Origin of the sequence: Novipirellula sp. (assembly GCF_041583735.1) — a bacterium.
GTDB lineage: Bacteria > Planctomycetota > Planctomycetia > Pirellulales > Pirellulaceae > Novipirellula.
In genome coordinates this window covers 1-3,200 of the sequence record NZ_JBFHFD010000830.1, presented here as the reverse complement: position 1 = coordinate 3,200, position 3,200 = coordinate 1, and the positions used below count along the sequence as shown (strand labels likewise).

3 protein-coding genes are annotated in these 3,200 nt (G+C 57.1%); all 3 read right to left on the bottom strand.

Going from position 1 to position 3,200, the window contains the following annotated elements; translation table 11 throughout:
- Positions 1–181: 181 nt before the first annotated feature.
- The gene (locus ABX962_RS33385) at positions 182–1,708 is read right to left on the bottom strand and encodes a hypothetical protein (RefSeq protein ID WP_372726001.1); all 1,527 of its coding nucleotides are present in this window, start codon (positions 1,706–1,708) and stop codon (positions 182–184) included.
- Positions 1,709–2,111: 403 nt separating this feature from the next.
- Positions 2,112–2,804 (bottom strand): PIG-L deacetylase family protein, encoded by a 693-nt coding sequence (locus tag ABX962_RS33380; protein ID WP_372726000.1) that lies wholly within the window; start codon positions 2,802–2,804, stop codon positions 2,112–2,114.
- Position 2,805: 1 nt separating this feature from the next.
- Positions 2,806–3,200: hypothetical protein (locus ABX962_RS33375; RefSeq protein WP_372725999.1), on the bottom strand; the 395-nt coding region annotated here is incomplete at its 5' end.

Genomic DNA, 3,200 nt, shown 5'->3' with positions numbered 1-3,200 from the left:
CCAGGTCCAACGATTCAAATTCCTGCCGTACCCAATCGATAACCATCCGTGCAACCTCCGTGCGATGAAAATCTAATTCGCAGAATCATTCGCACACGCACGAGAAAGGGCAAGAAAAAGTTTTGGGGTATAAAAAGGCTGGAAGTCTATCCTACGGGGTTGCGATCTGGCCGCTGACGCGTCATGAACGTAGGGGTTTGGGGAGCAACGATCGGAAGACCTTGCGGGTTCGCCGCGTGAAGCGTCCCGCGAGCCCGTGGGCTTGGTGGTGAGCGGCCAGCCCTGGTTCGGCGAACAGGTTCTGTCCGCGGAATTTGCCGTAAAAGAAATCGCTCGGTTCGTAATAATCAAACGGCACGCCGTGCTTGTTTGCGTAAAAACCGTATTTCAGCGATGCGTCTTGCGACTGCGGGGTCCATTGTGCCGCGTCGGCTAAGAAGTTTTGGATTCGCTCGGGAGTGTAGGCTTGATGCGCCACATCGAGCTGGTCGTAGAACGATGATCCCAATAACAGCACTGGTTTGCCATAATAAGCGGCTTCCACGCCGACGGTCGAACCGTAGGTGATCACCAAATCGCTGGCGTCAATCAAGTCGTACGAATTGATCGGCGAATCGGCTGCGATCACCGTGACGTTTTCACCTCGCGGTAAGTTGTCCCAAAACGCTCTCGACTCGGCCGATTTGCTTCTTAAGTGGGGGTGGACGCGGATCGCGAGATGACAGTCCGGTTGCGACTTCATCGCGTCCAACAGCGTCAGCACCGCTTTGGCTTGCGTTTCAAATCCTTGTTGTGCAAACGCGTCACCGATCGCCACGTTTTCGTCGTCCGATCCGCAGAAGTAACTCAGCAAATGTTTCGCTTTGCGGAACTCTGCTGGCACTCCTTGATCTTGATGACTGGTGAAGGAGGGCCATCCGTGTGATCCTCCTTGACGCCGGCCTTCGAAAAAAGCTCTGGCTTGTTCGTCTCGATATTCTTCGGAGTGCTGGTCCCAAAACTTCAAGATGTTCTGTTGCAACCGCACGCGATTGTGCGGCACGTCGGTCAGTAAGCAATAATGCGCCGGGTCGCACCCACGCTCTTGGATTCGAAACTCTGTCTCGTTCGCTTGTGTGGCACGCATGATGCCGCGGGTGCTGCAGAACCGACCGTTAAAGAAATAGGCGAGGTCGTAGTGGTCCGACTTCAGGACTTGGTCGGCCGCTTCGTATGCCAGCATGAATGCGAGGATCGCGTCGCGAACGATCTCACAGTGCTTGTGCACATCAAGGTCGGGTGATTTGAATCGGGACACCAACGACGAAACGACGCCCATGCCCAGATCCATCCCCCGCCACTGCGAGGACTTCAGGTTCTCAATCGTTGTCAGCGGCAATTCAGCAGCCTCGTTCGTCAATTCGTTTTTCAGCGAATCGGACAATCCAAGATGCTCGATCACGCGGACGTCACTACCGAGTCGCTGCAGGCCTCGATGAAACGCGGTTCTGGGGCGAACCGATGGATCGGTTGGTCCCCACGGTTCGTGGTAGGGCAGTTCGCCGTACCAAAAGCAGATCGTGACTTTGTCACCCATGTCGAGGTGTTTTTGAGCGATTTCCAGCGTGGTCTCGAGATGCGGTGATGCCTCTTGCGTTTCAAACAGCACCACATTGAGAGGTTCTTGTTTGGCGACGGCCGAGCGTGACTGAGCAAATGAGGTGTACATACGCTGATCAGTTAAGGTGAGTCGTGGGTTTCAAAGTGGGATAGGCTTCGAGCCTGTCATCGGCGCGTAGCGGAAGTCGTTAAGACTTTCGTGGACTTTGGAATTTTTGGATAGACCAATGTGCGGTGGCGTGCAAGGGCGATGCCCCGGCTGTGGCCAGCGGGGAAGTTGCTCGGGTGGCCCTCACCCGAACAAGGCCTAAAGGGCCCGTTCGACCTCTCCCAGCAAAGCTGGGCGAGGTGACATGCGGGGCCGGCAGGGTGTTGGGAAGTGGAACGTGCCAGTTTCAGGTTTCTAGCCCTCCCCGGCCGCTTCCTGCGGCCGCCCCTCCCGGAGGGAGGGTGAATTCTCCTCACTCCTCACTCCGTGTCTCCCCCTCTCCTTGTCTTCCCAGCTCTCTAGCTCACGCGAGGATCCGCTGGACTTCGAAGGCTTCGGCGGCGGGGATTCCGACGCTCGAACCGCGGTAGCGGGCTAGGTGTTCGGCGGCTTCGAGGCTGCGGGCGTGAGGAAACGGACGCATCTCTTCGTCATAGGCGGCGAGGGCTTCCAATTTTTTGGCAAGCGTCGAACGGATGTCAACGAAGTAGTTGGGGCGGAATGACTGGGGGGTGCTTCCTTCCCATCCGGTGCTTGAAAGCACTTCGAAGGAGAGGATTTTTGCAGGTTTCCCTGACGCCGCAGGCTGTGGACGGAAACAGGTCATGACGGCTTGGTGCGTCAGCCGATGATCCAGATTCAGGTCCGAGCCGTGGTGCGTGTAAACCGTGTCGGGGACGCCCCAGTCACCACAGAATTTTTCGATCGTTTGAGTGATCTCGAGTAGCGGGACACTGTCCATCGCGTTGTCCGGAAAACTCATCGCTTGGAATCGCGATACGCCTAGGATCGACATCGCGGATTGCATCGCGGTGTTCCGCATCGCTGCTTCGGGTTCCCCGGCCGACAACCGCGAGCTGACGCCGTCGGTCATGAACACGACTCCGACTTCGTCACCATTGGCTGCGTGACGTGCCATCGCTCCGCCGCATCCGAGCGCCTCGTCATCGGGATGGGCGGCGACGACCAGTACTTTTTGCGGGGAATGGGAACTCAACTTAAAGGCTCCGAATGAGTTGGCTGAGTCGTTCTGGGCCGCGGCCGTCAATGATCGATCGGCCTAATTCCGAGCGGCGGTGGCGTAATGATTGACTCGAAAGGGCGTCGAGTTCTTGCAGGACCTGTTCCCGCCAATCGTCTTGTTGACAATCGATCTTGGGCCCCAGCAGTCCGGTTTGCAGATAATGATCTTGGTTGGGGATCTGGTCGTCGCCGACGCGGATGCCAACGAACGGAACTCCGAGAAAGGCAAGCTCAAGTAGCGTTTGTCCGCAGGCGGAAACCGCGACATCGCAGCCCGCAAGAGTCGCTGCCATTTCCGCCGCATTCAACATGCCATGCACTTGCACGTTCCCACAATCGTGTGATGCTCGGATTTTGCCGGCGTAGTCAT

What these genes read in the sequence shown, in the direction of transcription:
- ABX962_RS33385 (WP_372726001.1), bottom strand. Translation starts at nt 1,708, where the DNA reads ATGTACACCTCATTTGCTCAGTCACGCTCGGCCGTCGCCAAACAAGAA.